General features: G+C 70.1%; 25 protein-coding genes. 11 read left to right on the top strand and 14 right to left on the bottom strand.

Going from position 1 to position 23,963, the window contains the following annotated elements:
* Positions 1-17: 17 nt before the first annotated feature.
* The gene (locus tag DS837_RS20760) at positions 18-314 is read left to right on the top strand and encodes a hypothetical protein (protein ID WP_149166487.1); all 297 of its coding nucleotides are present in this window, start codon (positions 18-20) and stop codon (positions 312-314) included.
* Positions 315-327: 13 nt separating this feature from the next.
* On the opposite strand, the gene DS837_RS20755 is transcribed toward DS837_RS20760, so the two are convergent.
* Complete coding sequence (locus DS837_RS20755) at positions 328-1,110, bottom strand: EAL domain-containing protein (RefSeq protein WP_149166486.1); 783 nt, start codon at positions 1,108-1,110, stop codon at positions 328-330.
* Positions 1,111-1,239: 129 nt separating this feature from the next.
* On the bottom strand, positions 1,240-3,558 hold the full coding sequence (locus DS837_RS20750) for a xanthine dehydrogenase family protein molybdopterin-binding subunit (RefSeq protein WP_149166485.1): 2,319 nt from the start codon (positions 3,556-3,558) through the stop codon (positions 1,240-1,242).
* 154 nt (positions 3,559-3,712) lie between these two features.
* On the opposite strand from DS837_RS20750, the gene DS837_RS20745 reads away from it, so the two are divergent.
* From DS837_RS20745 to DS837_RS20735, 3 genes are all read left to right on the top strand, one after another.
* Entirely contained in the window at positions 3,713-4,411 is a 699-nt protein-coding gene (locus tag DS837_RS20745) for an SOS response-associated peptidase (protein ID WP_149166484.1), read from the top strand.
* A 127-nt stretch (positions 4,412-4,538) separates the two neighbouring features.
* Positions 4,539-4,940, top strand: a complete 402-nt coding sequence (locus DS837_RS20740; protein ID WP_149166483.1) for a thermonuclease family protein — start codon at positions 4,539-4,541, stop codon at positions 4,938-4,940.
* Positions 4,941-5,134: 194 nt separating this feature from the next.
* Entirely contained in the window at positions 5,135-5,914 is a 780-nt protein-coding gene (locus DS837_RS20735; protein ID WP_149166482.1) for a PhyR family response regulator anti-anti-sigma factor, read from the top strand.
* Positions 5,915-5,995: 81 nt separating this feature from the next.
* Here DS837_RS20735 and DS837_RS20730 read toward each other — a convergent pair whose 3' ends face one another.
* From DS837_RS20730 to DS837_RS20720, 3 genes are all read right to left on the bottom strand, one after another.
* Positions 5,996-6,253: a GlsB/YeaQ/YmgE family stress response membrane protein gene (locus DS837_RS20730; protein WP_014240033.1), complete on the bottom strand. Its 258-nt coding sequence runs from the start codon at positions 6,251-6,253 to the stop codon at positions 5,996-5,998.
* Between the two features lie 144 nt (positions 6,254-6,397).
* The gene (gene rpe / locus DS837_RS20725; RefSeq protein WP_149166481.1) at positions 6,398-7,054 is read right to left on the bottom strand and encodes a ribulose-phosphate 3-epimerase; all 657 of its coding nucleotides are present in this window, start codon (positions 7,052-7,054) and stop codon (positions 6,398-6,400) included.
* Positions 7,055-7,253: 199 nt separating this feature from the next.
* A complete protein-coding gene (locus tag DS837_RS20720) occupies positions 7,254-8,267 on the bottom strand; it encodes a zinc-binding alcohol dehydrogenase family protein (protein ID WP_149166480.1) in 1,014 nt (337 codons plus the stop codon).
* A gap of 118 nt (positions 8,268-8,385) precedes the next feature.
* On the opposite strand from DS837_RS20720, the gene DS837_RS20715 reads away from it, so the two are divergent.
* The 5 genes from DS837_RS20715 to DS837_RS20695 all read left to right on the top strand — a co-directional run bounded on the left by DS837_RS20715 (position 8,386) and on the right by DS837_RS20695 (position 12,594).
* Positions 8,386-8,751 (top strand): winged helix-turn-helix transcriptional regulator, encoded by a 366-nt coding sequence (locus tag DS837_RS20715; protein ID WP_149166479.1) that lies wholly within the window; start codon positions 8,386-8,388, stop codon positions 8,749-8,751.
* Positions 8,748-9,866, top strand: coding sequence for an NnrS family protein (locus tag DS837_RS20710; protein ID WP_149166478.1), 1,119 nt, complete (start codon positions 8,748-8,750; stop codon positions 9,864-9,866). Before DS837_RS20715 ends, DS837_RS20710 begins: the two co-directional genes overlap by 4 nt.
* Positions 9,867-9,969: 103 nt before the next feature.
* Positions 9,970-10,836: an NAD(P)-dependent oxidoreductase gene (locus DS837_RS20705; protein ID WP_149166477.1), complete on the top strand. Its 867-nt coding sequence runs from the start codon at positions 9,970-9,972 to the stop codon at positions 10,834-10,836.
* A gap of 6 nt (positions 10,837-10,842) precedes the next feature.
* Entirely contained in the window at positions 10,843-11,598 is a 756-nt protein-coding gene (locus DS837_RS20700) for an SDR family oxidoreductase (RefSeq protein ID WP_149166476.1), read from the top strand.
* A gap of 3 nt (positions 11,599-11,601) precedes the next feature.
* Positions 11,602-12,594, top strand: coding sequence for a threonine/serine dehydratase family protein (locus DS837_RS20695; RefSeq protein WP_149166475.1), 993 nt, complete (start codon positions 11,602-11,604; stop codon positions 12,592-12,594).
* Here DS837_RS20695 and DS837_RS20690 read toward each other — a convergent pair.
* Both DS837_RS20690 and DS837_RS32130 read right to left on the bottom strand, forming a co-directional pair.
* Positions 12,569-13,426: a class I SAM-dependent methyltransferase gene (locus tag DS837_RS20690; protein WP_149166474.1), complete on the bottom strand. Its 858-nt coding sequence runs from the start codon at positions 13,424-13,426 to the stop codon at positions 12,569-12,571. The two genes, DS837_RS20695 and DS837_RS20690, sit on opposite strands and share 26 nt — an antisense overlap.
* Before the next feature lie 166 nt (positions 13,427-13,592).
* Positions 13,593-13,733, bottom strand: coding sequence for a hypothetical protein (locus DS837_RS32130; RefSeq protein ID WP_170295928.1), 141 nt, complete (start codon positions 13,731-13,733; stop codon positions 13,593-13,595).
* Between the two features lie 167 nt (positions 13,734-13,900).
* On the opposite strand from DS837_RS32130, the gene DS837_RS20685 reads away from it, so the two are divergent.
* On the top strand, positions 13,901-14,659 hold the full coding sequence (locus DS837_RS20685; RefSeq protein WP_149166473.1) for an HAD family hydrolase: 759 nt from the start codon (positions 13,901-13,903) through the stop codon (positions 14,657-14,659).
* On the opposite strand, the gene DS837_RS20680 is transcribed toward DS837_RS20685, so the two are convergent.
* From DS837_RS20680 to DS837_RS20655, 6 genes are all read right to left on the bottom strand, one after another.
* Positions 14,611-15,819 (bottom strand): NnrS family protein, encoded by a 1,209-nt coding sequence (locus DS837_RS20680; RefSeq protein WP_149166472.1) that lies wholly within the window; start codon positions 15,817-15,819, stop codon positions 14,611-14,613. The genes DS837_RS20685 and DS837_RS20680 overlap by 49 nt on opposite strands.
* A 129-nt stretch (positions 15,820-15,948) precedes the next feature.
* Positions 15,949-16,515 carry a hypothetical protein gene (locus DS837_RS20675; RefSeq protein WP_035672839.1) on the bottom strand — a complete coding sequence of 189 codons (567 nt, stop codon included), beginning with the start codon at positions 16,513-16,515 and terminating at the stop codon, positions 15,949-15,951.
* A gap of 129 nt (positions 16,516-16,644) precedes the next feature.
* Positions 16,645-17,184 (bottom strand): molybdopterin adenylyltransferase, encoded by a 540-nt coding sequence (gene mog, locus DS837_RS20670; protein ID WP_149166471.1) that lies wholly within the window; start codon positions 17,182-17,184, stop codon positions 16,645-16,647.
* Between the two features lie 32 nt (positions 17,185-17,216).
* Positions 17,217-18,680, bottom strand: a complete 1,464-nt coding sequence (gene ccoG / locus DS837_RS20665; RefSeq protein ID WP_149166470.1) for a cytochrome c oxidase accessory protein CcoG — start codon at positions 18,678-18,680, stop codon at positions 17,217-17,219.
* 183 nt (positions 18,681-18,863) lie between these two features.
* A complete protein-coding gene (locus DS837_RS20660; protein ID WP_149166469.1) occupies positions 18,864-19,355 on the bottom strand; it encodes a YbaN family protein in 492 nt (163 codons plus the stop codon).
* A gap of 18 nt (positions 19,356-19,373) precedes the next feature.
* A complete protein-coding gene (locus DS837_RS20655) occupies positions 19,374-19,799 on the bottom strand; it encodes a YqaA family protein (protein ID WP_149166468.1) in 426 nt (141 codons plus the stop codon).
* 168 nt (positions 19,800-19,967) lie between these two features.
* Between DS837_RS20655 and DS837_RS20650 the strand changes: the two genes are divergently transcribed.
* Positions 19,968-22,310: an ATP-binding protein gene (locus DS837_RS20650; RefSeq protein WP_247890046.1), complete on the top strand. Its 2,343-nt coding sequence runs from the start codon at positions 19,968-19,970 to the stop codon at positions 22,308-22,310.
* A gap of 15 nt (positions 22,311-22,325) precedes the next feature.
* Here DS837_RS20650 and pyk read toward each other — a convergent pair whose 3' ends face one another.
* Positions 22,326-23,768 carry a pyruvate kinase gene (pyk, locus tag DS837_RS20645; protein ID WP_149166467.1) on the bottom strand — a complete coding sequence of 481 codons (1,443 nt, stop codon included), beginning with the start codon at positions 23,766-23,768 and terminating at the stop codon, positions 22,326-22,328.
* Between the last annotated feature and the right edge of the window lie 195 nt (positions 23,769-23,963).

The raw sequence follows: 23,963 nt of genomic DNA, 5'->3' as shown, positions 1-23,963 counted from the left end.
TTCCTTGTGGGGGACGGGTGCAGTACCGACTCGACGACGAGGCGTCCCTGTGTTCGATCGACATCCTGGCTCAGGCGGTCGAGCGCATCTGCGTCAAAGGCGTGCTGGAGTTGCGCATGCTGCGCAACGCGCTCCGCGAGGCGGCCACAAGCCCGACCCCCGACGCGGTGAAGTTCGCCTTTGCCATGTTTTCGCGGGTGGACCGCGACTATCGCCGCCTGATCGCGCACGAGGCGCTGACCCTCGCGACCGAGCAACGGGGGCGTTACGCCTCCCCCCGGCCGCGGGCGGTGCGCCGCCCGCGGATGCTGTGATAGGCCACCGTTCTCAGGCCACCGCCGGTTCGAAATCCATGGCGGGCGACACCAGCTGTTCCACCGCCGGACGGGCGAACAGATAGCCCTGCATCAGCGTGATCCCCAGATCGCGCAGCGCCTTCGCCTCACCGGGCGTTTCGATGCCCTCGGCCACTGGGGTGATGCCGAGATCGCGGCACACGGTGAGGATCGCGCCGACGATGCTGCGGCGGGTGCGGTCGGTGTCGATGGCGCGGGTCAGCTCCATGTCCAGCTTGATGATGTCCGGCTGGAACTCGGCGAGCAGGTTCAGGCCGGAATAGCCCGAGCCGAAATCGTCGATGGCGGTGTGGAAGCCCTGGCGCTTGTATTCGGTGAAGATCGACTTCAGATGGGCGCCGTCGACGACCCGCTCGTTCTCCGTCACCTCGAAGATGATGCGCTCCGGCGGGAAGCCGGTGCGCTTGGCGGCGGCCAGCGTGGCGCGGATGCAGGCTTCGGGCTGGTAGACGGCGTTGGGCAGGAAGTTGATCGACAGCCGGGTGTCGGGCTGCTGGCCCATCCCCAGGCTGGCGGCCAGTTCGATGGCCTTGACCCGACAGGCCTGGTCGAAGGCGTAGCGGTTGGCCTCGGTCACTTGGCCCAGCACCCAACCGGCCCCCTGGCCGTCAAGGCCGCGCACCAGCGCCTCGTGCGCCCAGGGCCGCCCGCCGCCGACATCGACGATCGGCTGGAAGGCCATCGTGAAATCGAACCCCAACCCCTCGGCGCACAACCCGCCGCACCCGCCGCCCATGTTCCGCTCCGCCGTCATGCCCGTTTCTCTCGTGGGGTGATTCTATGTTAATTCATTATAGTGCGTATATTGTCTCAAATTTATCCAACGCAAGGTGTGACATCGGACCTGGAAAAAGGGTCTATGACGTTATTACTCCGTTCTTCGCTATTCGGCGGCGGCTTTATTATGTCTCTGGATCGCCGTCCAAACGGAAAGCGGGGTCGCTGGCATGTCGATGTGGTCGATGCCGTAGTCCGACAGCGCGTCCACCAGGGCGTTGATGACCGCGGGCGGCGCGCCGATGGCCCCGGCCTCGCCGGCGCCCTTCATGCCCAGCGCGTTGGTGGTGCTGGGCACGCAGTTCAGCTTGATGCGGATGTCCGGCACGTCCACCGCGCGCGGCATCTGGTAGTCCATGAAGGAGCCACTGAGCAGCTGGCCGCTGTCCGGGTCGAACACCACCCGCTCCTGGAGCGCCTGCCCGATGCCCTGGGCGACGCCGCCATGGACCTGCCCCATGACCAGCAGCGGGTTCACCACCGTGCCGAAATCGTCCACGACGGTGTAGCCGACGACCTCGACCACCCCGGTGTCGGGATCGACCTCGACCTCCGCCACATGGCAGCCGTTGGGGAAGGTGTTGGCCGGCGGCGTCCAGCGGGCCACCTCGGTGAAGGCGATGGGGCCTTGCGCCGCCGCTTTGGCGGCCACCTCCTTGAAGGAGACGCCGCGGTCGGTGCCGACGACGCTGAAGCGCCCCTCGACGAACTCGACGTCCACCGCGGCGGTCTCCAACAGATCGGCGGCGACCTCGGTCGCCTTGGTCACCACCCGCGCCGCGCCCTCGGCCAGCGCCGCCCCGCCCACCGGGACGGAGCGGGAGCCGCCGGTGCCGGCCCCCCAGGACACGCGGTCGGTGTCGCCCTGGATCACCTCGACATCCTCCGGCGGGACGCCCAGCCGGTCGGCGATGATCTGCTTGTAGGCGGTCTCGTGGCCCTGGCCGTTGGTCTGGGTGCCGATCATCAGGACGATGCGCCCGTCGCCGTTGACCTGGACCGTCGCCTGCTCCGCGCCGCCGCCCGCGCAGGCCTCGATGTAGGTGGCGATCCCCGCCCCGCGCAGCTTCCCGTGCGCCTTCGCCGCTGCCTTGCGGGCGGGCAGGCCGGCATAGTCGGCCAACTCCAGCCCGTCGCGCAAATTCTGCTCGAACGCGCCGGTGTCGTAGGTCTGGCCCATCGGGGTGGCGTAGGGCATGGCGGTGGGCGGGATGAAGTTGCGCCGCCGGATCTCCGCCGGGCCGAGGCCGGTGACGCGCCCGGCATGGTCGATCAGCCGCTCCAGCAGATAGGCCGCCTCCGGCCGGCCGGCGCCGCGGTAGGCGTCCACCGGCTGGGTGTTGGTGAAGACGCCCTTCACCCGCACATAGACCGCCGGCGTGGTGTAGGAGCCGACGAGCATCGCCGACCCGGCGTCGGTCGGGATGAAGGGGCCGTAGTTCGACAGGTAGGCCCCCAGGTTGGCGACCGTGTCCACCCGCAGCCCGAGGAAGCGCCCGTCGCCGTCCAGCGCCAGCCGGGCGCGGCTGACATGGTCGCGTCCGTGATCGTCGCTGAGGAAGCCCTCGGTCCGCTCCGCCGCCCATTTCACCGGCCGGTTCAGGCGGCGCGCCGCGAACAGGCAGACCATGTATTCCGGGTAGTTGAACAGCTTCATGCCGAAGCCGCCGCCGACGTCGGTTGTGACGACGCGGAATGTCGATTCCGGCAGGCCGAACAGCTGGGCGAACTGCTTGCGCAGCCCGTGCACCCCCTGGCTGGTGACGTAAATGACCAGTCGGCCGGTCTCCGCCTCCACCGCGGCGAGGCAGGCGCGGCCCTCCATCGGGTTGGCGACGACGCGGTTGTTGACGATCTCCAGTTCCACCACGCGGGCGGCCTTGGCAATCGCCGACTCCACCGCCTTCTCCTCGCCCTGCTCCCAGTCGAAGCACAAGTTGCCCGGCGCCTCGTCCCAAACCTGCGGGCAGCCCGCTTCCAGCGCCTCCGCCGTGCCGGCGATGGCGGGCCGGTCGTCGTAATCGACCATCACCAGCTCCGCCGCGTCGCGGGCGGCGTCCAGCGTTTCGGCCACGACAACGGCGACCGGATCGCCGACGTGGCGCACGCGTCCCTTGGCCAGCGCCGGGCGGGGCGGGGCGACGTAGGGGGAGCCGTCGCGCTGGGTCAGCGCCGCGGCGCAGGGGATCGGCTGGACGCCCTCCGCCTCCAGGTCGGCGACGGTGAAGACGCCGAGCACCCCCGGCTGCGCCGCCGCCTCCGCCGCGTCGATCCCGCGGATGTCGGCGTGGGCGTGGGGGGAGCGCACGAAGACCGCGAAGGTCTGGCCGGGAAGCGACACGTCGTCGGTGTAGCGCCCGCCGCCGGTCAGAAGGCGCGCGTCTTCGGTGCGGGGGACCGGCTGGCCGATGCCGAACTTCATCATGGGGCGGGGTCTTTCCTGTTACGCGGGCCTGTGGCGTGGGGAGACACCCGGAGAAGATAGGCGGAGCCTTGGCCGGCGAAAACCCTCGGTTGGGCATAAGCCGGCGGTGGCGTGGGAGCGCCGGGCCACCTATTCTTAGGCCATGTGCGGACGCATGATACTCGCCACGCCGGCCGCGGAGGTTCAGCGGCTGTTCGGCTTTCCCGAGCTGCCGAACCTCCAGCCCCGCTGGAACGTGGCCCCCACCCAGCCGGTGCCCGCCGTGCGGCGGGAGGAGGATGGGCGCCATCTGGTGACCCTGCGCTGGGGCCTCGTGCCCTTTTGGGCGGACGACCCGTCCATCGGGGCGCGGCTGATCAACGCGCGCGGGGAGACGCTGGCCGAGAAGCCGTCCTTCCGCGAGGCGTTCCGCAAGCGGCGCTGCCTGGTTCCCGTGGACGGATTCTATGAGTGGAAGGCCGAGGGCAAGCGCAAGCAGGGCTACGCCATCCGCCGCCGCGACCGCGCGCCCTTCGCCTTCGCCGGCCTGTGGGAGCGCTGGAACGGCCCGAAGGGCGGCCCGGCCCTCGCGGAGCCCCTGGAGACGCTGACCATCGTCACCACCACGGCGAACGCGGTGCTGAAGCCGCTGCACGAGCGCATGCCGGTGATCCTGGACGAGACGGACTGGGACCTGTGGTTGGACCCCGCCGCCCCGCTGCCGGTGCTGGAGGGGCTTCTGAAGCCGGCGCCCGACGCGTTGCTGGAGGCCCATCCGGTGGGGCCGCGCGTCAACAACGTGCGCAACGACGACGAGGCGTGCGCGGCTCCTTTGGACGATGCACCGCCCAATGACGCGCCGACCTTGTTCTGAGCGGCTCGCTCCTTTGGTGGCGCTCCTCGTCCTGTGCTCAACCGGAACGGTGTATGCCCAGGGAGGGACGACCAAAGGCAAGGTCGCCAACACCCCCAATGAAACGTTAAAAGGACAGGGCGTTGCCATGGAAGGCGATACGCTGTCCATCAAGGGGACGCCGGTTCGCCTCATGGGCATCGACGCCCCCGATGTCGGGCAGAAATGCCGGAACCGTTACGGGCAGGAGCTGGACTGCTTCCGCATCGCCACCGCGGTGCTGGCCAGCCTGATCAAGGACCAGGAGGTGACCTGCACCATCGCCGAACGCGACCGCAACGGCCAGCAATTGGGCGAATGCCGGGTGCTCGGCGTCGATCTGGGGGCGGCCATGGTGGCGCGTGGCTGGGCCTTCGCCTACCGCAGCCTGTCGCCGGCCTACGCGTCCAGCGAGGCCTTCGCGCAGAGCCGCCGGCTGGGCTTGTGGGCGGGTCGGGTGGAGAAGCCCTGGCAGTGGCGGTCGCGCCAGCAGCGGGAGCAGGCGCGGTAGGTCCTGCGGTCCGGTTCGGCCATCTGGCCTCTGCCAACGGAGGAAGGGGGACTCGGCCTTTTTTTCGGTTCGCCCTCCTTGGGGGGCGTGATAGTGTTTCAGAGTGTTAACAAGTTATGAATCAAGCCGACCGGCCAGCGCCCCTCGGTGCCGAAGGCCGGACGGACCCACCCACCGGCGCGGAAGAACGGGTCATGCGAGTCTACGCACGCCAGCTCTACGATCACCTCCCTTACCTGCGCCGCTACGCGCGTGCGCTGACCGGAGCGACCGAACGCGGTGACGAACTCGTGACGCGCTGCGTCGAGGTCGCCGTGATGGCCCCCTCCCGCTTCGGGCTGGAAGCGGGGGCGCGGGTGCCGCTCTACGCCCTGCTGAATCTGCTGTTCGACGAGGACGGGGACGGGCGGCCGACCCCGTCGCCGCACCCCATCGAACGGGCGCTGGCGTCCCTGCCGGAAGGCGAGCGGCGCATGTATCTGCTGATCACGCTGGAGGGGCTGACGGTTCCCGAGGCCGCCCAGGTGCTCCAGATCCCCGCGCCGGAGGGCCAGGACCGGCTGACCGTCGCCCGCGACAAGGTGCGCAACGCCTTGACCCAGCGGGTGCTGGTGGTCGAGGACAACCCGATCCTGGCGATGGAGATCGGCTCGCTGGTCACCGACATGGGCCACGTCGTCTGCGGCACCGCCAACAACGAGCAGGAGGCCCTGGAACTGCTGGAGGTCGAAAAGCCGACGCTGGCCCTGCTGGACGTCCGGCTGGCCGACGGCGGCAGCGGGGTGGAGGTCGCCCGCCGGCTGCGCCAGAAGCGGGCCATGCGGACCATTTTTGTCACGGCCTTCGACGGTGACCTGGAGGAGGCGGACGCCCGCCATCTCGGCCAGATCGTCCGCAAGCCCTTCACCAACGAGGCGATCCAGGCCGCGATCTCCCGCGCGGTCTTCATGCCGAGCCCGGTGGCCCTGGCGTAAAACTGCGGGTCGGATTGGACATGCGAAAAGGGCGGCCCCGTCGGGCCGCCCTTTGCATGTGTGCTGCCGTGTCCCCGTCGGTCAGACGGTGGTGCGGCGACCGGCGATCATGCGGTAGATGGCCAGGATGATGATGGCGCCGACGATGGCGCCGATGAAGCCGGCGCCTTCGCCCGCCCGGTACCAGCCGACGGCCTCACCCAGATAGGTGGCGACGAAGGCACCCGCGATGCCGAGCAGCGTGGTGATGATGAAGCCGCCCGGATCGCGGCCCGGCATCAGGAACTTTGCGACGATGCCGGCCAGGAAGCCGATGATGATCGTCCAGAGAATACCCATAACCTCTCTCCCTCCAGTATCGATGTCCTCGATCCCACGCAGCCATAACGCCCGAAACGGCGTTTGGTTCTGCCCGAAGGAGGACCCCCTTGCGGATAAACCCACCTGGAGCATGGCCGGGAGGGAGAGGGTTAGGGCCGGAGATCAGCTCCGCAGCCCGCGGATGTTGGCGGCGTAGCGGTCCGGCCCGCCGGTGAAGGTGGCGGTTCCGGCGACCAGAACGTCGGCCCCCGCTTCGATGGCGATGCGGGCGGTCTCGCCGTTGATGCCGCCATCCACCTGGAGGTCGATCGGCTTGCCCAGCGCGTCGATGCGGCGGCGCAGCTCGTGGATCTTGGGAAGCTGGCTGGCGATGAAGCTCTGCCCGCCGAAGCCCGGGTTGACCGTCATGACCAGCACCAGGTCGAGGTCTTCCAGCAGATAGTCGACGGCCTCCAGCGGGGTGGCCGGGTTCAGCGACAGGCCGGCCTTCTTGCCCAGCGACTTGATGAGCTGGATGGTGCGGTGGACGTGCGCGCCGGCTTCCGGATGGACGGTGATGATGTCGGCGCCGGCGTCCGCGAAGGCGGCGATGTAGGGGTCCACCGGGGTGATCATCAGATGAACGTCGAAGGGCTTGGCCGTGTGCGGGCGCAGCGCCTTCACCACCGCCGGGCCGATGGTGATGTTGGGGACGAAATGGCCGTCCATCACGTCGATGTGGATGTAGTCGGCGCCCGCCGCATCGATGGCGCGCACTTCCTCGCCCAGCCGGGCAAAATCGGCGGAGAGGATGGACGGGGCGATCTTGACCGGGCGCATGGCGGAAATCCTTGGCGTGAACGGTGCGGGAAGGGCGGTGGAAAATCCGCCTTCCCATATCATGCCTCCCCCGCCGCCCCAACCCCTCTCGCCGCCCGTCTTCGCCGTCAGGCCGGTTTGCAGCCGGGCTTCAATCCCGGGTCGCCGGAAAATTGGGGAGGGAGACTGACCGCCCCCCGCCCAAAAGGCAAGGCGCGGATCAGAAGCCGGCCAGCACGATCTTGCCCTTGGCCCGCCCGCTTTCGAGCAGGGCGTGGGCGCGCATCAGGTTGGCGGCGTTGATGGCGCCGAACGTCTCGGCCAGCGTCGTTCGGACGGTGCCGGCGTCGACGAGGCGCGACAGCTCGCTGAGCAGCGCGTGCTGGGCGGCGATGTCGGCGGTGCCGAACAGCGGCCGGGTGAACATGAACTCCCAGTGCAGCGACACGCTCTTGCGCTTCAGCACCATGACGTCCAGCCCCGCCGGATCGTCGATCAGCGCGACGCGGCCCTGCGGGGCGATCAGGGCGGCGATCTCCGGCAGATGGGCGCCGGTGTCGTTGGTCGAGAAGACGAAGGCCGGGGCGCCGATGCCCAGAGCCTCGACCTGGGCGGCCAGCGGCTGGCGGTGGTCGATGACATGATGGGCACCCAGATCGCGGCACCAGGCCTGCGTCTCCTCGCGGGACGCGGTGGCGATGACCGTCAGGTCGGTCAGCTGCCGGGCGAGTTGGATGGCGATGGAGCCGACGCCGCCGGCCCCGCCGACGATCAGGATGGCGTTCGCCGCCCCCGGCACCGGGCGGCGCACGTCCAGCCGGTCGAACATGGCTTCCCACGCCGTGATGCTGGTCAGCGGCAATGCCGCGGCCTGGGCGAAGTCGAGGCTGGCCGGCTTCGGCCCGACGATGCGCTCGTCCACCAGATGGAACTCGGCATTGGTGCCGTCGCGGTTGATGGCCCCGGCGTAGAAGACGGCGTCGCCCGGCTTGAACAGCGTGGCCTGCGGCCCGACGGCGACCACGACACCGGCGGCGTCCCAGCCCAGCACCTTCATGGCGCCCGGCGCCGGCGGCATGTTGCGGCGGACCTTGGTGTCCACGGGGTTGACCGAGACGGCCTTGATTTCGACCAGCAGGTCGCGGCCCTGGGGTTCGGGGCGGGGACGCTCGACGTCGATCAGGGCGTCGGGGGCGTCGATGGGCAGGGATCGGGTGAAGGCGACGGCGCGCATGGCCTCAAGTCCTTATGCTTGTTGCGGCGTGGTGTGCTCTGCCGACAGACTTGCGCCTTGCAGCACCGGGGCGCAAGAATGCACATGAAACGCACATAGTGTCGAAAAGGATACCGTCATGGCCCGCGTTCCCCACGCCAACCTGGATTGCTCGCCGGGCTGCCCGGTGGAGGGCGTGCTCGCTCTCATCGGCGGGAAGTGGAAGGGGCTGATCCTCTATCATCTGCTGGACGGCACGCTGCGCTTCAACGAGATCCGCCGCCGCGTGCCGAACGTCACCCAGCGCATGCTGACCACCCAGCTCCGCGAGTTGGAGGCGGACGGGCTGCTGGTCCGCACCGTCTATGCGGAGGTGCCGCCGCGCGTCGAATACAGCCTGTCGCCGCGCGGGCAGAGCCTGGAGCCCATCATCCTGGCGCTGAAGGCCTGGGGCGAGGAGCATCTGCGCCCCGCCACCGCCGCTTCTGCTGTCGTCGCCGCATGAGCGCCTTCGTCCCGCCGCCCCCTCAGCGTCCGTGGGGGCACCGCCTGTTCTTCCCCGCCGCCGCGCTCTACGGGGCGCTCAGCGTGCCGCTGTGGGTGGCCGGCTATTTCGGCTGGCTCGGCATCGGCTGGACCCCGGCGCTGCACGCGCACGAGATGCTGATGGGCTACGCGCTGGCGGTGGTCGGCGGCTTCCTGCTGACGCGGCCGTCCGGCGTGGCGCTGACCGTCGCCTTCGCCGCGTGGCTGGCCGGGCGGCTGGCGGTGCTGGCCGGCCTGCCGCCGGAAGTCGCCGCTCCGTTGGCGCTGGCCTACCCGGTGGCGCTGTTCGTGATCGCCGGCGTGCCCTTCCTGCGCGCCGCCAAGAGTGGCCACAACATCCTGTTCGGCCCAGTGATCGGCGCCTTCGCGCTGGCCGAGACTCTGGTCTGGTGGGGCGGCGACGGTGGGCGGACGGGCGCGCTGTTCGCGCTGCATCTCGTCGGCATCCTGATGCTGGTGATGGGCGGGCGAATCATCCCGTCGGCCACGGCGGGAGAAGTCCGCAAGCAGGGCGGGACACTGGTGGAGCGGGTGCAGCCGCGCCTGGAATGGGCGGGCGTCGCCGGGGCGGTGCTGGCCGCCCTGACCGTGGCCGCCGGAGTGACGACCGGTCCGCTGCCCTGGATCGGGGCGGCGGGCGCCGCGCTGGCCGGGGTGACCGCCTGGGCGCGTCTGGCGCGTTGGCGGACCGGCGCCGTGCTGAAGCGTCCGGACCTGTGGAGCCTCCATCTCGGGTACGGCTGGCTCGGGCTCGGCTGGCTGTTCCTGGGCGTCGAGCGGCTGGCTCCGCTGACCGGCGGGGCGGGCTGGCACGTCATCGGGGCTGGCGCGCTGGGCACGCTGGCCGCCTCCATGATGGTGCGCGCGACCCTGCAGCGCGAGGCGATGCCGCCGGACTTCTCCCGGCCCGCCACCGCAGCCATCGCTCTGGTCGGGCTGTCCGCCGCGCTGCGGGTCGCCGCGGCCAGCACGGCGCCGGACCTGCTGATGCCCGCGGCGGCGTTGGCCTGGATGGGAGCGCATCTGCTGGTGCTGTGGGTGCTGCTCCGCGTGCCGAAGCGGATACGGGCCTGAGCCATCCGCCACTTGACGCTCCCCGCCGCTCCTCCGACACTCCGAGGCAACGGCCAGTCGCAACGGGCCACGGAGAGACGCAAGCGCGTCCGCAGGGGGGATCATGAGCGACGCATTGGAACCGGCCCGCAGCGCGGGCGTCGTCGGGCTCGGTTCCATGGGCATGGGTGTGGCGCTGTCGCTGCTCCGCGCCGGCTTCCGGGTCGTCGGCTGCGACCTCGACGCCGCCAAATGCATGAGCCTCGTCACCCATGGCGGGGAGGCCGCGGGATCGCCCGCCGACGTCGGGCGCCGGGTCGACCGCGTCATCGTCCTGGTCGCCACGGCGGAGCAGGCGGAGGAGGTGCTGTTCGGCGCCGAGGGCGTGGCCGGGACCCTGGCGAAGGGCGGCGTGGTCGTCCTGTCCACCAGCGTCCCGCCGGACATGGCCGCCGCGGTCGGGCGCCGGCTCGCCGAGCGGGACCTGCTGATGCTGGACGCGCCGGTCGGCGGCGGCCCGGTGCGCGCGGCGGAGGGGCGCATGGTGGTGATGGCCTCCGGCCCCGAGGACGCCTTCGCGCGGGCGGCCGACCTGATCGCCGCCGCGTCGGGCACGCTGCACCGCGTCGGCACGGAGCACGGTCAGGGTTCCGCCGTGAAGGCCGTGGAGCAGATGCTGACCGGCATCCACGCCGCCGCGGTGGCGGAGGCCACTGCCTTCGGTGTCCGCGCCGGGGTCGATCCGCAGCGGCTGGCCGAGATTCTCGCCGCCGGTCCCTTCCACATCCCGTCGCAACGGCCGCTGGGCATCGTCGGGACCGATCTGGGCACCGTGATGGACGCCGCGCGGCGAATGACCGTTCCGACGCCGCTGGCCGCCTCCGCCCTGCAACTCTTCACCATGGCCGCTGCGGCGGGGCTGGGGCGCGAGGGCGACGGCGCGCTCGCCCGGATTTTCGACCGGCTGGCCGGCAACCCTCTGGAGGGCTGAGAAACCATGTCATCGACACCCAAATCGCTGGTCGTCACCGGGGGCGGCCGAGGCATCGGGGCGGCGGTCGCCCGGATGGCGACGCAGCGCGGCTATGCCGTGACCTTCTCCTACATCGGCAACGCCGCGGCGGCGGAAGCCACCGTGGCGGCGGTCCGCGAGGCCGGCGGGCAGGCCCAGGCGGTGAAGGGCGATGCGGCGCGGGAGGAGGACATCCGCGCCCTGTTCGACGCGGCGGAGGACCGCTTCGGTCCCACCGCCGGGCTGGTCAACAACGCGGGAATCATCGGCCCCTACGGGCGGCTCGACGAGGCCGCGCCGGACGACCTGCGCCGGATGCTGGACATCAACGTGACCGGCGCGGTCCTCTGCGCGCGGGAGGCGGTGCGCCGCATGTCCACCCGCCATGGCGGGAAGGGCGGGGGCATCGTCAACGTCGGCTCCATCGCCGCCGTGCTGGGTTCGCCCAACGAGTATGTGGGTTATGCGGCCAGCAAAGGGGCGGTGGACAGCCTGACCGTCGGCCTCGCCCGCGAGGTGGCGAAGGAGGGCATCCGCGTGAATTGCGTGCGGCCCGGCCTGATCGACACCGACATCCAGATCATTCCCGGCAAAGGCAACCGGCTCGACAACCCCGCTTTGATCCCGCCCGCCGGGCGCGCCGGGACGGCGGATGAGGTCGCCGAGACCGTGCTGTGGCTGCTGTCCGACGCCGCGTCCTACGTGACCGGCGCCCTTCTCAACGTCTCCGGAGGCCGCTGAGCCATGCCCGCTTCGAGTTCCTTCGTCATCGGCCATCAGGACATCGTGGAGGCCGCGGCGCGGCTGGACGGTTTCGCCGTGCGCACGCCGCTGCTGGAGAACGCCCTGCTGAACGAGCGGGTCGGCGGGCGGGTGCTGCTGAAGCCGGAGGTTCTTCAGCGCAGCGGCTCCTTCAAGTTCCGCGGCGCCTTCAACCGCCTGTCCCAACTGACGCCGGAGGAGCGCCGGGGCGGGGTGGTCGCCTGGTCGTCGGGCAACCACGCCCAGGGCGTCGCCGCCGCGGCGGCGCTGCTGGGCATGCCCGCCGTCATCGTCATGCCCAGCGACGCCCCGGCCCTGAAGATCGCCAACACCCGCGGCTACGGCGCCGAGGTGGTGCTCTACGACCGCTGGACCGAAAGCCGCGAAGGCATCGCCACGGCCATCGCGGAGGAGCGGGGTGCGGCCACCGTGCCGCCTTACGACCACCCGCAGATCATGGCCGGGCAGGGCACGGTCGGGCTGGAGATCGCCGCCCAGGCACAGGCCATCGGCGCGGTTCCCGACGACGTGATCGCGCCGTGCAGCGGTGGGGGGCTGATGTCCGGGGTTGCCACGGCGGTCCGCCACAGCTTTCCCGGCGCCCGCCTGTGGGCGGCGGAGCCGGCGGGCTTCGACGACGTGGCGCGCTCGCTGGCCGCCGGGGAGCGGGTGGAGAACGTCGCCGGGCAATGTTCCATCTGCGACGCGCTGCTGACCCCGACGCCGGGCGCCCTGACCTTCCCGGTGATGAAGACCCTGCTGTCCGGCAGCCTTGCCGTCACCGACGCCGAGGTGAAGGCCGCCATGGCCTACGCCTTCACCGTGCTGAAGCTGGTGGTCGAGCCGGGCGGGGCGGTCGGGCTGGCCGCCGTGCTGACCGGCAAGCTGCCGGCGGAGGGCCGCACCGTCGCGGTGGTGCTGAGCGGCGGCAACGTCGACGCCGCGACCTTCACGGACGCGCTGGCGTCGTCTTAGCGCGCTCCAGCACGTAATAGACGGCGCCGGGGGCGAACTTCTTGCGGACCGAGTCGCGGTGGTACGCGATGTTCCACCGCGTCAGCGCGCAGGCGGCCTCGTCCAGCCGCACCAGCAGCGGGTTGCCGTAGGGCAGGGGGACGCCCATCAGCGGCCCCAGCCGCTCGGTCAGCGGGAAGGAGCAGAAGCGGCGCTGCCGCACCGTGAAGCCCAGCCGGGCGAAGCGCTCCTCCAGCCATTGCACGGGGAAGCCGCGCTCGTTCGCGGTCAGGCCGCGGCGGGGCTGGCGCCAGTCGCCCATGGTGCTGATCGGCTCGCGCAGGATGAACAGCCCGCCGGGGGCGGTGACGCGGGCGAACTCGGCGAGCAGGGCGCCGGCGTTCGGGATGTGGTGCAGCGTGTGCAGGCAGACGGTCAGGTCGTTTGCCCCGTCCGCGCAGTCGATCCGCCCGCCCAGCCTGGGCCGGCGGTACTCCGCGGGGGTGCCGGCGATGTCGGTCCGCCAGAAGCGCTCGATGGGCTCCACGGCCAGGAAGCGGTCCACCTGCCCGGCGATCGGCGCCACGTCGTCCCCCGCGGCGCAGCCGAAGGCCAGCGCCTGCCGGAAGCGCCGCCCGGCCAGGAAGCGGAAGGCGTGGCGGTGGTTCAGCGCGTGGTATTCGTAGCGGTAGCCGGGCCTCTCGGGCGCGGTGCGTGCGAACTCCGCCGCCGGGTCCCGAGCCTCGACTCCGTACCAGCCGGCGATCCGCGCCGCGTCGAAGTCGTCGCCGTAAAGGGCGGCGCCGGAGAAATACTGGTCTTCGAAACTGGCGGACTCGAAATTTGCGGTCATGGGGACTGGCGCTCCGCTGGATGGGCGGGGCGACGATAGCGCGCCGGTTCCGGCGGAAACATTCAGCTTGCCCGCCTAGGACGGAGGGGAAGTCCTATGGCGGAGCGCGATCGCGGAGCGTGAAGGGAGCGCCTCCGGTTGGCAGGTCCCTATCCTTAAGAGGGTGCTACAACCGGATGTCGCTCTGGAACAGGCCGAGGTCGAGATGCTCCATCGGCACACGGCGGGCGCGACGGCGGTTGAAGCGTCGGACGGCGTGGCGGGCGCGACCGATCAGCGAGGCGTAGCTCTTCAACGTCTTGGGCATGTCCGTTCTTCCCAATCTGTGTAGGGGGTGAACGGATCACAGCTATGACGGGTCCATGTGACAAATTCTATCGCACTGCACACCGTCCCGAGGAACGCCGTGCCGTGCCGCCTGTTCGAGAAGGAATACCCCCAAAGACACGGGCAACCCATGGTGAGGAGGCGGCGATGAGCGGCGTTCTGAAGGCCGTCATTTTCGACGTGGACGGCACATTGGTCGACTCGGTGGATCTGCACGCCCACGCCTGGGTGGAGGCGATCCGGCATTTCGGTTACCACGCGGAGTTCGACGCGGTGCGCTCCCAGATCGGCAAGGGCGGCGACCAGCTGATGCCGGTCTTCGTGCCGGAGAAGGATCTGGACCGCATCGAGGACGAGCTGGACCATTTCCGGCACGAGCTGTTCGCCCGCAAGTACATGCCGAAGGTCCGCGGCTTCCGCCGGGTGCGCGGCCTGTTCCAGCATCTTCACGCCGAGGGGTTGCGCATCGCGCTCGCCTCCTCCGCCAAGGGGGACGAGCTGGAGCGCTACAAGCGCGCGGCGGAGATCGAGGACTTGGTGGACGTGGAGACCTCGTCCGACGACGCGGAACGGTCGAAGCCCCATCCGGACATCTTCGAGGCGGCGTTGGAAAGGCTAGGCCTGCCGGCGGAGGAGGCGGTGGTGGTCGGCGACAGCCCCTGGGACGCCAAGGCGGCGGGGCGGGCCGGGCTGACCGTGGTCGGCGTTCTGTGCGGCGGCTTCGCGGAGCAGGATTTGCGCAAGGCCGGCTGCGCGGAGATCTTCCGTGATCCGGAGGATCTCCAGCGCCGCTTCGCCACCAGCCTCATCGGGAAACGCAGCCCGCGCGCCATGGGCCTCTCCCAGCCCGGTGGGTCTCAGCCGGGGCGGCCGTCGGCCCGCGGGGCGAGCAGAATGGGCGCGTAGACGTACAGGTAGCAGGCGAAGGCCGCGATCCAGGCAGCGCCGGCGCCCTCCAGGGCGGTCCAGTAGAGGCCGCCCGGCAGCTCGGGCGCCAGCACCCGCAGCAGCGCGGCAGCGGTCAACAGGATGTAGCCGGCCACGGTCGGGCGGGTCACCACCAGCATCCGCCCGGTGTGGCCGAGCGTGGCCCGCGTCATCACCGCCAGGATCATCGTGGCGAAGGCCCCCGCGGTCAGCGCATGGACCCAGGCGGAGCTTTCCACGCCCGCCCCCAGCAGATGCGCGGCTTTCAGCGCCAGCGCCGCCGGCACCCAGGCGTAGCCGAGATGCAGCACCCACAGGATCGGCTGGTCGAGCGTCTTCGCCGGCTGCCAACCGGCCAGCCGCAGGGCGTGGGCGAGCGCCGCGACGAGCGCCAGCAGACCGGCGATGGCGGTGCCCGGCAGAGCGAGGTCGGCGGGGATCATCAGCAGGGTCGAGACGAGCGTCACCTTCTCCACCCAGGGGCGGGAGACGACGGTGCCGTCCAGCCCGCGCAGCCGCAGGGCGTTGCGGGTGAAGGCCGGGACGATGCGCCCGCCGATCACCGCGATCATCATCAGCACGACGCCGATGGCCAGCGTCTCACCCAGCGCGGTCCCGCCGGACAACACGCCCAGCCAGTCCAGATGGAACAGCAGGTTGGCGGCTGTCAGCAGGCCCAGCAGGGCGAGGAAGGCGGTGTTGCGGATCTTGCCCGCCGCCACCAGCGGCCCGGCCAGAGCCACGCCGAGCGCCGGCAGGAAGGCGAGGTCGAGGATGGCCGCAACCGGCAACGGCACGCCGATGAAGGGCAGCAGCGCCACCCGCCCGGCCAGCCACAGCCCGGTCAAGCCGGCCAGCGGCAAGCCGGCCAGCGCCTTGGTCCCCGTCCAGCTCGGCACGGCGGTCAGCAGGAAACCGGCCACCGCGGCAACCACGAAGGCGAACAGCATCTCGTGCGCGTGCCAGGAGGCCGCCGGGACGGCGCTGTCCGGCCAGGACCCGGTCGCCAGAACGGCGATCCAGGCGGCCAGCAGGACGGGCGCGGCAAGGCCGGAGAGCAGGAAGAAGGGCCGGAACCCATAGGCGAAGATCAGGGGGACCGGCGGACGGTCCGGCTGGTCGGCAACGGAACTGGTCATGGCGTTCCCCGCGCGTTGGAGGCATCGGTCATGCCGTCACACTGCGCCGGGGGCGGTCACCCTTCTTTGACCGCCGTCAAATAGAAACCCTCCAAACAAAAATCTGGCGCGTTGGAGAAAAAGCCGCGGTCAGACCGTGATGCCGTTTTCGGCCATCAGGCGCTTCAGCGCGTCGCGGGCGGGCGCGTCCAGCACGGGAAGCCCATCGCGGGCCGTCAGCACGAAAGCGCCGGGATCGGCCAGGGTGCGCAGGGCGAAACCGCCCACGCGCGGCGGACCGCTGCTCAGCGGCGCGTCCTCGTAGATGGGCGAGAAGGTGCAGCCCAGAAGCATGGCGCGGGCGATCAGCGTCTCGTCCGACGAACCGCCCGACGCCGGGCTGTTGATGCCGAACAGCAACCGCTCGGCCTCGCCGCTGGTGACGAGCCCGCGTTCCTGCAGGATGTCCACCATGGCGGAGGTGGTCATCACCGGCGCGGCGCGGCCCTTCCAGCAGAAGCGCCCGTCGTCCCACCCGATGTCCAGGCAGCGGTAGATCATGTGCGGATCGGCGCCGCCGGGCGATCCGGCGACGATGTAGTTGACCCGAAGCAACCCGTTCCACGCCCCCGCCGGAGCGACGATGCAGGAAACACCGCGCCGGGTCAGGCGCAGATAGGTGTCGTTGATGCCCGAAGGCTCGAAATCGAACAGCATGGCTGGCTCACCTTGATCGGGGACCCCGCTCCCCTCGAACGAAAAAGGTGAGCATGGGTTCCCGCAAGGCAACATGGCCATGCGTATGGTATTCCTCTCCGCACGCGCAAAAAGGGTATAGGCGAAAGTTCAGGGCTTCGGGCGGAATGCCTTGCAGACCAATGGGTCAGTGTCGATGCGCGCCGCGCCGATCAGATCGAGGCAATACGGAATTGCCGGAAAGACCGCCATCAGGCAGTCGTGAATGGCCGAAGGCTTGCCCGGAAGGTTCACGATCAGGCTGCCGCCGCGGATTCCCGCAGTCTGGCGAGACAGGATGGCGGTCGGCACCACGGTCAGGCTGACCGTCCGCATCAGCTCGCCGAAGCCGGGCATCATCTTTTCGCAGACCTGCTCCGTCGCCTCCGGCGTCACGTCCCGCGGGGCAGGGCCGGTGCCGCCGGTGGTGACGATCAGGTCGCAACGCTCCCGGTCGGCCAGCTCGATCAGGGTGGCGGCGATGCCCTCGCGGTCGTCGGGAATGACGCGAGCCACCGGCTCCCAGGGGGAAGCGACGATGCGCTCCAGCTCCGCCCGGATGGCCGGGCCGCCCTTGTCCTCGTAGATGCCCTGGCTGGCCCGGTCGGACACGGTGACGATGCCGATGCGGGCGGGCTTTGCGGAGGTCATGGGCGGTTGTCCTTATGGAATGTCCGGCAGGGTTATTTGCTGCCCGGCCCCAGGAACACGCTCTTGTAGCTGTCCCGGTCGTTGTTGTTGGTGTCGGTGAGCTGGAAGGTGACCGGGGTGGAGGTGTCCGGCACGGAGTCGCGCGGCACCGTGACGTAGACGCGGTAGGTCGCCACGCTGTCCGGGGAGGCGGAGATGTGGCTGACCGCGCTGCCGCTGTCCTCGTCGCGTTCGCCCACCACCTTCACCTCGGCGCCCGCGATGCCGGCGGCGGCCAGCGTGTAGGAGCGGTCCTGGCGGGTCTTGTTGGAGACCTTGAAGGTGTAGGCGTTGCGGATGGTGCCGTCCTGCAGCGTGACGAACAGCGGGGCGCGGTCGCGCTGCACGGCGATGTCCAGCCGCGGACGCAACGCGTAGCTCCAGGCCATGGCGCCGGTGATCACCAGCATCAGCAGGCCGTAGACGATGGTGCGCGGGCGGATCAGCCGCCACTGGTAGGTCTTGCCCTGGGCGCGGGTGTCCTGGGCGGCCAGGCTGTCGAAGCGGATCAGCCCCTTCGGCAGCTCCTGCGACACCATGATGTTGTCGCAGGCGTCGGCGCACAGGCCGCAATTGATGCAGTCCGCCTGCTCGCCGGTGCGGATGTCGACGCCGACCGGGCAGACCTGCACGCACTGGCCGCAATCGATGCAGTCGCCGAAGCCCTTGGTCCGGCGTTCGTCCCAGCTCTGCGACTTGCGCTTGGGGCCGCGGGTGTCGCCGCGCAGCGTGTCGTAGGTGACGACGAGGCTGTGCTCGTCCAGCATCGCGGTCTGGATGCGCGGCCACGGGCACATGTAGTAGCACATCTGCTCGCGCGTCCAGCCGGCCATGATGTAGGTCATGCCCGCGAACAGCGCGAAGAAGCCCGCCGCCTCGTAGGTCGCGTCGAAGGTCAGCAGATCGACGGCCAGGCGCGGCGCGTCGGTGAAGAAGGCGACGAAGCCGAAGCCGGTGATGACGGACAGCGCCAGCCAGCCGGCGTGCTTGCCGGTCTTGCGCAGGACCTTCCTGGCGGTCCAGGGGGCCTTGTCCAGGCGGATGCGCTCCGCCCGGTCGCCTTCGAAGGCGCGCTCGATCCAGACGAACAGGTCGGTCCACACCGTCTGCGGGCAGGTGAAGCCGCACCAGACGCGCCCGGCCAGCGCCGTCGCCAGGAACAGCCCCAGGGCCGCCACGATCAGGACGCCGGTGAGGTAGTAGATTTCCTGCGGCCAGATCTCGATCCAGAAGATGAAGAAGCGCGGCGTCGTCAGGTCGAACAGCACCGCCTGGGCCGGCGCGTCGGGGCCGCGTTCCCAGCGAATCCAGGGGGCGATGAAGAAGGCCGCCAGAAGCACCCAGGTCAGGATGGTCTTCCAGCGCCGGTAGCGTCCGGAGACGGCCTTCGGGTGGATCTTCTTCTGGCTCTCGAAAAACTGGATTTTCGCCGGCGTGACAGCGCTTCCGTCTGGCATATCGTCTGCCTTGGCTCCGGATAGGGACGCAAGACCGGACAATAGCGGACAGGACCCGAGCGCCTCTTGATCGGGATCAAGACGAGAACGGATTTGAAAAATCCCTATGGATCATAAGGATTTTTCAGCGGCGCCGGTGACCGGCCGGATTCCCGGCTGTAATACGTCCATCAGCCGATTGGCTCAAGCTTCGTTTCGCAATGCGGAAACGTTTCCGCCATCCTCCGCCTCCGCACCGTCGGGCGCCGCATCCTGCGGTCCCGGCCGGGACGGGGAGGGACGGGTGACGATGTAGACGGCCACCGCCGCCATGCAGGTCCCCGCCAGGATGGGAACCAGCGGCGGGCCGGCGGTCAGCGCCACGATCGCCCAGCTCGCGCTCATGCCGACCAGCGCCGCCGCTTTCGCCTTGCGGGGGATCGCCCCTTCGGACTGCCAGCCGCGCAGTAGCGGGCCGAAGCGCGGGTCGCGGTACAGCCGGTCGCGGAGCGCCGGGCTGCTCTTGGCGAAGGCCCCGGCGGCCAGCAGCAGGAACGGGGTGGTCGGCAGGAGCGGCAGCACGGTCCCCGCGATGCCCAGCCCGACCGCGGCGTAGCCCAGCGCCAGCCACAGCCGGCGCCGCAGGGGGGAGGCGCAGACGGGTGCATCCTCCGCAAGGGCGGTCTGGTCATCCATGGGGTGAATGTAGGACGCTCACATCGCCAGGACCAGCACCGCGTAGCGGGCGGCCTTGCCCGCCGTGACCAGCAGCAAAAACACCCGGATGTCCACCCGCAGGATGCCGGCCACCAGCGTCAGCGGATCGCCGATGAAGGGCATCCAGGCCAGCAGCAGGGACCAGACCCCGAAGCGCTGGTACCAGCGGGTGGCCCGCGCCACCATGGCGGCCGGAACCGGGAACCAGCGGCGGTCCTGGAAGTGCATCAGGTAGCGCCCGAGCGCCCAGTTGACCATCGACCCCAGCACGTTTCCCACCGTGGCGAACAATAGCAGCGCCAGATGGTCGTAATTGCCGGTGGCGTGCATGCCGACCAGAAGGATTTCCGATTGGGCCGGGAAGATGGTCGCGGCGAGGAACGCGGTGAGGAACAGCCCGCCGTAGGCGGCAAACTCGGGCATGCGGCGGTCGGTCCTTCCGGGCCAGGGGGTGGCGGAGGCTAGAACATGGGTGCGCATGCAGGAATGCGGGAGGTGCCATGGTGCGGCTGCGATAATCTGGTGTAGATTCATTTTGTATGAATTCGGTACGGATGGACTCGGTGCCGGAATGAATGGGAGTGTTCGCGGATGGCCGCTGCCGGCCTTGCCCGCTTCGATGCCGACGGGCGCCTGATCTGGGCCAACGCCGCGTTCCAGGCGTCGCTGGGCGGTTGTCCAGGGGACGGCCTGGATGCTCTCCTGGCGGCGGTTCCGGCGTGTGAGGACGCGGCCGCAGCGGTGGACCGGCTGCGCTCCGGACAATCGGTGGTGCTCGTGGCTCCCTCCGGTTGCGGGCGCTCGACGCTGATCCCGGCGGAGGGCGAGGGCGGCGAGTTGGTGCTGACCCTCGCCGACGGCGGGGCCCTGGCGGGACCGCCGGACGAGACCGGTTTCATCGGCCTGGAGGATCTGCTGGGCGACCGGGCGGGCGAGGCGGAGCGGGCGATCACGCAGGCCATCGCCGTTCCCTTGGTGGTGACGCGGCTGTCCGATGGTCTGGTGATGGCGGTCAACCAACCGGCCGGCGCGCTGTTCGAGGTGCCGCTCGACGACGTGGTGGGGCGCAGCTTCGCCAAGGCCTACTACACCGATCCGATCGAACGGGAACGGCTGCTCACCGCCCTGCGCGACGGGGCGGGTGGCGTGGACGGCTTCGAAACCCGGCTGTGCCGGCCCGACGGCAGCGATCTCTGGGCGATGGTCTCCGCCCGGCGGTTCCGTTTCCGGGGCGAGGACGCCATGCTCGCCTGCATCAGCGACATTTCCGCCCGCAAACGGACCGAACAGGCGCTCGAAGCGCTATGGGATCAGACCAGGGCGGTTCTGAACGGGCTGGGCCAGGGGGTGATGGCCTTCGACCAGGGGCTTCGGCTGGTTGCCTGGAACGGGCGTGCCGCGGAGCTTCTGGGGCTGGAGCCGGAATTCCTGCGCTACCACACGTCCTACGCTGCCATCGCCGGGCGGGTCGGGGAGGGGCTGGCCTTCGGGCAGGGGAACGCGCGCCCCGACAGTCTGCCCGCCTCCCTGCCGGACATCGGCCCTCCCTTGGCCTTGGCGGAGCCGCTGCCGGCCCGGCCCGCGACGGCGGAGCGGGCCTGGGAGTGCACCCGCTCCGACGGGCAGGTGGTGGAATGTCTGACCCGGCCCCTGCCGGACGGCGGCTTCGTCGTCACCTACACCGACGTGACAGAACGGCGGAACGCCGAGCGGGAGATCATCGCCAGCCGGGAGCTGTTCGAACTGGCCATCCGCGCCGCGCGGGAGGGGATCTGGCAATGGGACCTGCGCACGGGGGAGTTGTGGCTGTCGCCCTACTGGTGGGGGATGCTCGGCTATGGCGAGGACGAGATGGTCAACACCGCCGCCCGCTGGACCGAGCTGATCCTGCCCGAGGATCGCGAGTTGTCGGCCCGGATGGCCCGCGACCTGATCAACGGCGCGATGGGCGAATGCCAATTCATCCTGCGCTTCCGCCACAAGCGCGGCACCGTGGTCCATATGCTGAGCCGCGCCATCCGTGTTCTTGGTCCGGACGGCGAGTTGTTCCGCATCGTCGGTTCGCACACCGACGTGTCGGACCGCGTCCATGCGGAGGAGCGCGCCCACGCCGCGCGGGAGGAGGCCGAACGCGCGCTCCGCGACCTGAAGGAGGCGCAGGCCCATCTGATCCAGTCCGAGAAGATGGCGGCGCTCGGCTCCCTGGTGGCAGGGGTGGCGCATGAGATCAACACACCCATCGGGATCGCGCTGACCGGCGCCTCGCTGGTGGCGGAGCGCACCCGCCTGATCCGTCGTGACTTCGAGGCGGGAACGCTGCGCCGGCCCGACTTCGCCGATTTCCTCGACATGGCGGGGGAGGCGGCGCACCTGATGCTGCTGAACATCGACCGCGCCGCCCAGCTGATCCAAAGCTTCAAGCAGATCGCCGTCGATCAGGCGAGCGAGGAGCGCCGCGTCTTCGATCTGCGCGACTACATCGACGAGGTCCTGCGCAGCCTGGGCGTCCGGATCAAGCGGGCGGCCCACGGCGTGGAGGTGGATTGCCCGGCCGATCTGCTGATCGACGGCTATCCGGGGGCGCTCAGCCAGGTGCTGACCAACCTTGTCATGAACTCGATCATTCACGGCTACGCGCCGGGGCAGCACGGGACGCTGCGCGTCGCCGTGCGCTCGGTGGGTGCCGACGAGGTCGAGCTGGTCTACGCCGACGACGGACGCGGCATCCCGCCCGCACTCCACGGGAAGGTGTTCGAGCCCTTCTTCACCACCAGCCGTGGAACGGGCGGCAGCGGGTTGGGCCTGAACATCGTCTACAACATCGCCACCCGCAAGCTGAAGGGCCGCATCGCGCTCGACAGCGCGCCGGGCCGCGGCACGGCCTTCACCTTGCGCTTTCCCCGCGTCGCGCCGGCGGAGCGTGCCACCGCCTGAGGTCCGCTCGATGCCTCACTGCGCGTCCACCCAGGCGATGCGCAGGATGTTGGTGTTGCCGGGGGTGCCGAAGGGAACGCCGGCGGTGATCACCAGGCGCTGCCCCTCCACCGCCAACCCATCTTCGTAGGCGCAGCGGGCGGCCTTCTGGACCATCTCGTTGAAGTCGGCCACGTCGGCGGAATGCACGCTGTGCACCCCGTAGGCGAGTTGCAGCCGCCGCGCCGTTTCCAGGCTGGAGGTCAGGCACATGATCGGCACTTCCGGCCGCTCGCGGGCGGCGCGGAGCGTGGTCGAGCCGCTGGTGGTGTAGGTGACGATGGCAGCGGCCTGGATGGTGTGGGCGACCTGCCGCGCCGCCGCGGTGACGGCGTCGGTGGAGGTCTTCTGCGGGTCGGGGTGCTGGGCGTCGGTGATGGTGCGGTAGAGCGGGTCCTGCTCGACCCGGCGGGCGATGCGGTCCATCATCGACACCGCCTCGATGGGGTAGGTGCCCGCCGCGGTCTCCGCCGACAGCATCACCGCGTCCGCCCCGTCATAGACAGCGGTCGCCACGTCCGACGCCTCGGCGCGGGTCGGCGCCGGGGAGCCGATCATCGATTCGAGCATCTGGGTGGCGACGATCACCGGTTTCCCGGCCTTGCGCGATTCGCGGATGATCCGCTTCTGGATGCTCGGCACGTCCTCCGCCGGCATCTCGACACCGAGATCGCCGCGGGCGACCATGACGCCGTCCGACAGCTCGACGATGCGTTCCAGATGCTGGATGGCCTGCGGCTTTTCCATCTTCGACAGCAGGGCGGCCCGCCCGGCGACCAGCTTGCGCGCCTCCGCCACGTCCTCCGGCCGCTGCACGAAGGACAGCGCCACCCAGTCCACCCCCTGGTCCAGGGCGAAGGCCAGATCCTCGTGATCCTTCGCGGTCAGCGGCGAGAGCGGCAGGACGACGCCCGGCACGTTCACGCCCTTGCGGTCGGACAGGCGGCTGCCGGACAGCACGACGCAATCGGCGTGGTCGGGGCTGCAAGCGACGACGCGCAGGCGGACCTTGCCGTCGTCCACCAGCAGCTCCGCCTCCGGCTCCAGAGCCGCGAAGATCTCCGGGTGGGGCAGGCCGACGCGGGTCGCGTCGCCCGGCTCGGTGGAGAGGTCGAGGCGGATGCGGTGCCCCGGCCCCACGGCGACCGGGCCGTCGGCGAAGGTGCCCAGCCGCAGCTTCGGCCCCTGGAGGTCGGCCATCACGGCGATCGGGTGGTCGAGTTCCGCCTCCAGGGCGCGCAGCGTGGCGAGGCGCTGCCCGTGGTCCTCGTGCGTGCCGTGGCTGAAGTTCAGGCGGAAGACGTCCACGCCCGCCTCGAACAGCGCGCGGATCATCTCCGGCGTGGCGGTGGCCGGCCCCAGCGTGGCGACGATCTTGGTCAGGCGGAAGCGCCGGAAGGGGATGCCTTTGCGGGTCATGGGACTGCCTTCTGATATGTGCCGTTCGGGGCGGGCCCGCGCATCTCAATTTCTGCCGTCCGGCTTGTCAACCGCGGTCCGCCTCCCCACAATGGTCGGGCATCGGGAAAAGCACGGTAACGCCGCAGAACAGCCTTGACAGATTTCCGGCTTTTTCTATAGTCGCACCCTCCCGCGGCCCAACCGGCCCGGCGG

The organism is Azospirillum brasilense, from assembly GCF_008365405.1.
Taxonomy (GTDB): domain Bacteria; phylum Pseudomonadota; class Alphaproteobacteria; order Azospirillales; family Azospirillaceae; genus Azospirillum; species Azospirillum brasilense_D.
The sequence above is the reverse complement of the archived record's forward strand: the minus strand, read 5'-3'. Positions and strand labels throughout refer to the sequence as shown.

Bases quoted from the DNA above. Each gene is read 5' to 3' on its own strand.
- DS837_RS20755 (WP_149166486.1), bottom strand. From the start codon at position 1,110: ATGACGGCGGAGCGGAACATGGGCGGCGGGTGCGGCGGGTTGTGCGCC.
- DS837_RS20750 (WP_149166485.1), bottom strand. From the start codon at position 3,558: ATGATGAAGTTCGGCATCGGCCAGCCGGTCCCCCGCACCGAAGACGCG.
- DS837_RS20745 (WP_149166484.1), top strand. From the start codon at position 3,713: ATGATACTCGCCACGCCGGCCGCGGAGGTTCAGCGGCTGTTCGGCTTT.
- DS837_RS20740 (WP_149166483.1), top strand. From the start codon at position 4,539: ATGGAAGGCGATACGCTGTCCATCAAGGGGACGCCGGTTCGCCTCATG.
- DS837_RS20735 (WP_149166482.1), top strand. From the start codon at position 5,135: ATGCGAGTCTACGCACGCCAGCTCTACGATCACCTCCCTTACCTGCGC.
- DS837_RS20730 (WP_014240033.1), bottom strand. From the start codon at position 6,253: ATGGGTATTCTCTGGACGATCATCATCGGCTTCCTGGCCGGCATCGTC.
- rpe (WP_149166481.1), bottom strand. From the start codon at position 7,054: ATGCGCCCGGTCAAGATCGCCCCGTCCATCCTCTCCGCCGATTTTGCC.
- DS837_RS20720 (WP_149166480.1), bottom strand. From the start codon at position 8,267: ATGCGCGCCGTCGCCTTCACCCGATCCCTGCCCATCGACGCCCCCGAC.
- DS837_RS20715 (WP_149166479.1), top strand. From the start codon at position 8,386: ATGGCCCGCGTTCCCCACGCCAACCTGGATTGCTCGCCGGGCTGCCCG.
- DS837_RS20710 (WP_149166478.1), top strand. From the start codon at position 8,748: ATGAGCGCCTTCGTCCCGCCGCCCCCTCAGCGTCCGTGGGGGCACCGC.
- DS837_RS20705 (WP_149166477.1), top strand. From the start codon at position 9,970: ATGAGCGACGCATTGGAACCGGCCCGCAGCGCGGGCGTCGTCGGGCTC.
- DS837_RS20700 (WP_149166476.1), top strand. From the start codon at position 10,843: ATGTCATCGACACCCAAATCGCTGGTCGTCACCGGGGGCGGCCGAGGC.
- DS837_RS20695 (WP_149166475.1), top strand. From the start codon at position 11,602: ATGCCCGCTTCGAGTTCCTTCGTCATCGGCCATCAGGACATCGTGGAG.
- DS837_RS20690 (WP_149166474.1), bottom strand. From the start codon at position 13,426: ATGACCGCAAATTTCGAGTCCGCCAGTTTCGAAGACCAGTATTTCTCC.
- DS837_RS32130 (WP_170295928.1), bottom strand. From the start codon at position 13,733: ATGCCCAAGACGTTGAAGAGCTACGCCTCGCTGATCGGTCGCGCCCGC.
- DS837_RS20685 (WP_149166473.1), top strand. From the start codon at position 13,901: ATGAGCGGCGTTCTGAAGGCCGTCATTTTCGACGTGGACGGCACATTG.
- DS837_RS20680 (WP_149166472.1), bottom strand. From the start codon at position 15,819: ATGACCAGTTCCGTTGCCGACCAGCCGGACCGTCCGCCGGTCCCCCTG.
- DS837_RS20675 (WP_035672839.1), bottom strand. From the start codon at position 16,515: ATGCTGTTCGATTTCGAGCCTTCGGGCATCAACGACACCTATCTGCGC.
- mog (WP_149166471.1), bottom strand. From the start codon at position 17,184: ATGACCTCCGCAAAGCCCGCCCGCATCGGCATCGTCACCGTGTCCGAC.
- ccoG (WP_149166470.1), bottom strand. From the start codon at position 18,680: ATGCCAGACGGAAGCGCTGTCACGCCGGCGAAAATCCAGTTTTTCGAG.
- DS837_RS20660 (WP_149166469.1), bottom strand. From the start codon at position 19,355: ATGGATGACCAGACCGCCCTTGCGGAGGATGCACCCGTCTGCGCCTCC.
- DS837_RS20655 (WP_149166468.1), bottom strand. From the start codon at position 19,799: ATGCCCGAGTTTGCCGCCTACGGCGGGCTGTTCCTCACCGCGTTCCTC.
- DS837_RS20650 (WP_247890046.1), top strand. From the start codon at position 19,968: ATGGCCGCTGCCGGCCTTGCCCGCTTCGATGCCGACGGGCGCCTGATC.
- pyk (WP_149166467.1), bottom strand. From the start codon at position 23,768: ATGACCCGCAAAGGCATCCCCTTCCGGCGCTTCCGCCTGACCAAGATC.